This window comes from Desulfosporosinus sp. OT (assembly GCF_000224515.1).
GTDB lineage: Bacteria > Bacillota > Desulfitobacteriia > Desulfitobacteriales > Desulfitobacteriaceae > Desulfosporosinus.
The window spans coordinates 1-415 of the sequence record NZ_AGAF01000097.1; the positions used below are offsets into that span (position 1 = coordinate 1).

The window sequence follows — 415 nt, forward strand, 5'->3', positions numbered from 1 at the left end:
CTATATCCTACCAATGCGTTCACAGTGTTCTGCTCAATTATACCCCATAACATTGGTTTGTAGATACAAAAAGGGCCCAGCTCTTGCTGAAACCCTAGGTACCAAGGCTTCCGCTAATTCTTAAACCCGTAAGTATATATGCCGCCCAATCTCTAAGTTTTGGGCGGCATCAGCAAGAAAACTGAAATAATCTTATAGTCTCAGTTGAGGGAAATACACTTAATTAAACATCATTGCAAGAGGGTTGGAATTTACAGCAGACTGCAATTGATGCTCATCAATATGGGTATATATCTCAGTAGTAGCTACGCTCTCATGCCCAAGAATCTGTTGAAGTGATCGTATGTCAACCCGTCCATATTTGTACATAAGTGTTGCGGCCGTATGACGAAAATGGGGAGCTCCCCATTTACGT

1 protein-coding gene is annotated in these 415 nt (G+C 41.9%); it reads right to left on the reverse strand.

Features of this window, described 5'->3' with window-relative positions; translation table 11 throughout:
• Positions 1-219: 219 nt before the first annotated feature.
• Positions 220-415: tyrosine-type recombinase/integrase (locus DOT_RS28530; RefSeq protein WP_157998438.1), on the reverse strand; the 196-nt coding region annotated here is incomplete at its 5' end.